This window comes from Streptomyces sp. NPDC005181 (genome assembly GCF_040608395.1).
GTDB lineage: Bacteria > Actinomycetota > Actinomycetes > Streptomycetales > Streptomycetaceae > Streptomyces.
The window spans coordinates 1-5,356 of sequence record NZ_JBEXID010000188.1; the positions used below are offsets into that span (position 1 = coordinate 1).

Annotated in this window: 5 protein-coding genes; 4 read left to right on the plus strand and 1 reads right to left on the minus strand. The window is 70.3% G+C overall.

What is annotated here, in order from left to right; all coding sequences use genetic code 11:
• Positions 1 to 133 precede the first annotated feature (133 nt).
• On the minus strand, positions 134 to 1,633 hold the full coding sequence (locus ABZV38_RS39420) for a PLP-dependent aminotransferase family protein (protein ID WP_356333675.1): 1,500 nt from the start codon (positions 1,631 to 1,633) through the stop codon (positions 134 to 136).
• 102 nt (positions 1,634 to 1,735) lie between these two features.
• Between ABZV38_RS39420 and ABZV38_RS39425 the strand changes: the two genes are divergently transcribed.
• From ABZV38_RS39425 to ABZV38_RS39440, 4 genes are all read left to right on the plus strand, one after another.
• Complete coding sequence (locus ABZV38_RS39425) at positions 1,736 to 2,437, plus strand: hypothetical protein (protein ID WP_356333677.1); 702 nt, start codon at positions 1,736 to 1,738, stop codon at positions 2,435 to 2,437.
• On the plus strand, positions 2,434 to 3,198 hold the full coding sequence (locus ABZV38_RS39430) for a glycerophosphodiester phosphodiesterase (RefSeq protein WP_356333678.1): 765 nt from the start codon (positions 2,434 to 2,436) through the stop codon (positions 3,196 to 3,198). The genes ABZV38_RS39425 and ABZV38_RS39430 overlap by 4 nt, the downstream gene beginning before the upstream one ends.
• 45 nt (positions 3,199 to 3,243) lie before the next feature.
• On the plus strand, positions 3,244 to 4,620 hold the full coding sequence (locus ABZV38_RS39435) for an MFS transporter (protein WP_356333680.1): 1,377 nt from the start codon (positions 3,244 to 3,246) through the stop codon (positions 4,618 to 4,620).
• A gap of 265 nt (positions 4,621 to 4,885) precedes the next feature.
• Positions 4,886 to 5,260 carry an RNA polymerase-binding protein RbpA gene (locus ABZV38_RS39440; protein ID WP_007262928.1) on the plus strand — a complete coding sequence of 125 codons (375 nt, stop codon included), beginning with the start codon at positions 4,886 to 4,888 and terminating at the stop codon, positions 5,258 to 5,260.
• Positions 5,261 to 5,356: the final 96 nt, after the last annotated feature.

Consider the following 5,356-nt stretch of genomic DNA (forward strand, 5'->3'; position numbering starts at 1 on the left):
CCTCCATTCCCCGCAATATCAACGAGTGCTCGAACGCCGTCCGTCACATGACGACCTCATCGATCACCTGGTGCGGTCCACACGCTTCAGCGCGGGGAAGCAGGCCGTGCCCACGATTCGGCCGCGTGAGCGATCAGGCGACGAACGTCCGCGGTGCCTCCGCCCCCGCACTCGCCCCCGACCCAACCAGCTGCGCCGCGGCCGCGAGCCGCACCGCCGCCTCGTCCGCCACCGGTCCGCCGACCGTGAACGGCAGCCGTACGTAGCCCTCGAAGGCGCCGTCGACACCGAACCGCGGGCCCGACGGCACCCGCACCCCCACGCGCTCGCCCGCCACGGCGAGCCGCGACCCCGAGAGTCCGCCCGTGCGCACCCAGAGCGTCAGCCCGCCGCGCGGCACCTCGAACTCCCACTCCGGCAGTTCCCGGCGCACCGCCGCGACCAGCGCGTCCCGGTTCGACCGTGCCTGGCCACGGCGGATCTCCACCGCTTCCTCCCAGCCGCCGGTACGCATCAGCCAGTTGATCGCGAGCTGCTCCAGGACGGGAGTGCCCATGTCGGCGTAGGCCCGGGCGGACACCAGACTGCGGATCACGTCCGGAGCGGCCCGCACCCAGCCGATCCGCATGCCGGCCCAGAAGGCCTTGCTGGCCGAGCCGACGGTGAGGACGGTGCTGCCCGCCGGGTCGAAGGCGCAGACCCGGCGTGGCATCTCGACATCGTCATCGAGGTGGAGCTCGTTCATGGTCTCGTCGACGACCAGGACGGTCCCGGCGGAGCGGGCCGCGTCCACCAGGGCCCGGCGCTGGTTCTCGTCCGCGAGCGCGCCGGTGGGGTTGTGGAAGTCCGCCACGACGTACGCGAGCCGGGGTGCCGCGTCCCGCAGCACGTGACGCCAGCGGTTCATGTCCCAGCCGCCGATCCCCTCCTCCATCGCCACCGGCACCAGCCGGGCGCCGGCCTCCCGCATCAGCTGCAGGATGTTGGCGTACGACGGCGACTCCACCGCGATCCGCTCGCCGCGCCCCGCGAAGAGATGACAGATGGCGTCGATCGCGCCCATCGCGCCGGTGGTGACCATGATCTGTTCCGGCATGGTCGGGATGCCGCGCTCGGTATAGCGGTCGGCGATCATCTGTCGCAGCGCGGGCAGCCCCGCCGGGTAGTCGCCGTGGGTGTGCGCATACGGCGGCAGCTCTTCCAGGGCCCCCTGGACGGCACGGGTCAGCCAGGGTTCGGGCGCGGGCAGCGAGGCGCAGCCCAGGTCGATCATCGAACCCAGCGACTCCGGGGGCAGCGGTTCGAGGCCGCGGGCGGGCAGTGGATTGCCGGCCGGCACCGCGGTCCAGCTCCCGGCGCCGCGCCGGGACTCCAGGAACCCCTCGGCCCGCAGCGCCTCGTAGGCGGCGGCGACAGTGGTGCGGCTGACGGACAGGGCGAGCGCCAGTTCACGCTCGGCGGGGAGGCGGGCGGCGACCGGCACCCGCCCCTCGAGGACGAGCAGCCGGATGCCGTCGGCGAGCGCGCGGTAGGCGGGCGGCCTGCGGGCGCCGGGGCCCATGGGCTTCTGCTGCTGGGCCTGGAGCTGCCGAGCGAGCTGCGCGGCACCGACGGCCGAAGTCCACTGCGCCATGAAAATCAGTCCACCTTCCTCGGATTGGCCATAGTTGGTAGCCAATACCCCGCCTCAGAGTGTCATGCATCGGTCCACTGCCACCACACCAGGGAGCACATCTTGTCCAACACCGCCGTCCCGCGCGGGGCGCACCTCACACGGCGGCTGGTTCAGCTGTACGTCGGTCTGGCCCTGTACGGAGTGAGCTCGGCGCTTCTCGTCCGCGCCGGGCTCGGCCTCGAACCCTGGGGGGTGCTGCACCAGGGGCTCGCCGAGCGCACCGGGCTCTCCATCGGCGTCGTCGCGATCATCGTCGGCGCGGCGGTCCTGCTGCTGTGGATCCCGATGAGGCAGCGCCCCGGCCTCGGGACGGTCTCCAACGTCTTCGCCATCGGTCTCGCCATGGACGGCACGCTCGCCCTTGTCCCCGGGGTGCACGGCTTCGCCGCACGGATCGCGGTGATGGTCGCGGGGATCGTGCTCAACGGTGTCGCGACGGGGCTGTACATCGCGGCGCGGTTCGGCCCCGGACCGCGCGACGGACTGATGACCGGACTGCACCGGCGCACCGGCCGCTCCATCCGGCTGGTCCGCACGGCGATCGAGGTGGCAGTGGTGGCGACCGGCTTCGTGCTCGGCGGCTCCCTGGGCGTGGGCACGGTCCTCTACGCGCTGAGCATCGGCCCGCTCGCCCAGCTCTTCCTGCGGGTCTTCGCGGTCCCCGGGGCGGATCCCGCCGGCAGGTCCGTCGCTCCCGCGCCGGAGTCCGGTACCACCGCCGTCACCGCACCGTCACCGGAGGAGGCCATAATTCCACAGTGACCTCCCTACGCCACCCGTATCTGGACCATCCCGCGACGATCCCGTTCGCCCACCGCGGCGGAGCGGCGGACGGGATCGAGAACACGACGGCCGCATTCCGCCGGGCCGCCGATGCCGGCTACCGGTACTTCGAGACCGATGTACACACCACGTCGGACGGCCATCTGGTCGCCTTCCACGACGCCACCCTGGACCGGCTGACGGACGCCCGGGGCCGGATAGCCGACCTGCCGTGGAGCGAGGTGCGGCAGGCCCGGGTGGCGGGCCTCGAACCGCTGCCGCTGTTCGAGGAGTTGCTGGAGGAATTCCCCGACGCCCGCTGGAATGTGGACATCAAGGCCGAGCCGGCCCTGGACCCGCTGATCGATCTGATCCGCCGGACGGATGCCTGGGACCGGGTGTGCGTCGGCTCGTTCTCGGAGACCCGGGTCGCCAGGGCGCATCGCCTCGCGGGTCCCCGGCTCGCCACCTCGTACGGTGTCCGCGGCGTCCTCGGCCTGCGCCTGCGGTCGTACGGCATACCGGCCGCACTGCGCGCCGGAGCGGTGTGTGCGCAGGTCCCGGAGAGCCGGAACGGGATCAGGGTGGTCGACCGGCGCTTCGTCCGGGAGGCCCATGCGCGCGGACTCCAGGTCCATGTCTGGACGGTGAATGAACCGGAGCGGATGGCAGGGCTCCTCGATCTCGGTGTGGATGGCATCATGACCGATCACATCGAGACGCTGCGTACGGTGCTGAGCGAGCGTGGGGCCTGGGCCTGACGCCGGCCCGGCGGCGTCCCACGGGGAGACACGAGGGGGTGCGGGTTGAGCGCCGAGACCGCAGACACCGCTGAGCCGACGCCGGAACGCGCCGCCGAGGGTGCCGACGCCGAGGGCCGCAGACGCGAACAACGCGGCTGGTACTTCTACGACTTCGCGTGTTCGGTCTACTCGACCAGCGTCCTCACGGTGTTCCTCGGCCCCTATCTGACGTCGATAGCCAAGGCCGCCGCGGACGCCGACGGTTTCGTGCACCCGCTCGGCGTCCCGGTACGCGCGGGTTCACTCTTCGCCTACGCGGTCTCGGTGTCCGTCGTCGTCGCGGTGGTGGTGATGCCGATCGTGGGCGCCGCCGCCGACCGTACGGGCCGCAAGAAGCCGCTGCTCGCGACCGCCGCATACGTGGGCGCGGCCGCGACGACCGGGATGTTCTTCCTGGACGGCCACCGCTATCTGCTGGGTGCGTTCCTGCTGATCGTGGCGAACGCGTCGATCTCGGTGTCGATGGTGCTCTACAACGCATACCTGCCGCAGATCGCCAGGCCCGACGAGCGCGACGCGGTCTCCTCGCGCGGCTGGGCCTTCGGCTATACGTCGGGCGCGCTCGTCCTCGTCCTCAATCTGGTCCTCTACACGGGCCACGACTCGTTCGGCCTCTCCGAGTCCGACGCGGTGCGGATCTGTCTCGCCTCGGCGGGTGTCTGGTGGGGAGCCTTCACCCTCGTACCGCTGCGACGGCTGCGCGACCGGCGGGTGGCACCCGGCGGCGAGGGTGCGGTCGGCTCCGGCTGGCGGCAGCTGCGCGCCACTCTGCGCGACATGCGGCGGCACCCGCTCACGCTCTCCTTCCTGCTGGCCTACCTCGTCTTCAACGACGGCATCCAGACCGTGATCTCGCAGGCTTCGGTGTACGGCTCCGAGGAGCTCGGCCTCGACCAGACGACGCTGATCACCGCCGTGCTGCTGGTGCAGGTGCTCGCGGTGGCTGGGGCGCTGGGGATGGGCCGCCTGGCGCGGGCGTACGGCGCGAAGCGCACGATCCTGGCCTCGCTCGTCGTCTGGACCCTGATTCTCGTCGCCGGCTACTTCCTGCCCTCGGACGCCCCGGTGTTCTTCTTCGTACTGGCCTCGGCGATCGGCCTCGTGCTCGGCGGCAGCCAGGCGCTGTCGCGCTCGCTGTTCTCCCATCTGGTGCCGCGCGGCAAGGAGGCCGAGTACTTCTCCGCGTACGAGATGAGCGATCGCGGGCTGAGCTGGCTGGGGCCACTGGTGTTCGGTCTCGCATATCAGCTCACCGGCAGCTATCGGGATGCAATCATCTCGTTGGTGATCTTCTTCGCGATCGGTTCGGTGCTGCTCGCGAGGGTGCCCGTACGGCAGGCCGTTGCGGCGGCGGGGAATCCCGTTCCGGAACGGATTTAGACGTTGAAGTGAAAGGCCGGTAGTGTACGCCTTTGGCCTGTCCGGAGGACCGTTACTGCGAGTGGAAGAAGCCAAACTGTTGGGTGACAACTTCTGCCAGATGTGACAAACCGGGCATTGGTGGGTACCCCAACCCTGAAAAAGCAGCGGCACGACGGGCGACGCATGACCGGCAACGGGAATCTTTACCGCCGACCGGACGTTGACCGGATGACGACGACAGCGACACCTGTCCTGTGGGCGACAAGCCCGGGAGGCACGATTCATGAGTGAGCGAGCTCTCCGCGGCACGCGACTCGTGGTTACCAGCTACGAGACGGACCGCGGCATCGATCTGGCCCCGCGCCAGGCGGTGGAGTACGCATGCCAGAACGGACATCGATTTGAGATGCCGTTCTCGGTAGAGGCGGAAATTCCGCCGGAGTGGGAGTGCAAGGCGTGCGGCGCCATGGCACTCCTGGTGGACGGGGATGGCCCCGAGGAGAAGAAGGGCAAGCCTGCGCGTACGCACTGGGACATGCTCATGGAGCGGCGCACACGCGAGGAGCTGGAGGAGGTGCTGGCCGAGAGGCTGGCGGTTCTGCGCTCCGGAGCCATGAACATTGCCGTGCATCCGCGAGACAGCAGGAAGTCTGCCTGACCGCGCAACACCGCACCTAGACAGAGCCGCGGGCCGTGGCACACTGCGGTGACCTTGTCCTGCCGGTTCAGCCCGCTTCCGTCGGCGAACTTCGCG

Excerpts from the sequence above, each read along its gene's own strand:
- ABZV38_RS39440 (WP_007262928.1), top strand. The coding sequence starts at position 4,886 with ATGAGTGAGCGAGCTCTCCGCGGCACGCGACTCGTGGTTACCAGCTAC.
- ABZV38_RS39420 (WP_356333675.1), bottom strand. The coding sequence starts at position 1,633 with ATGGCGCAGTGGACTTCGGCCGTCGGTGCCGCGCAGCTCGCTCGGCAG.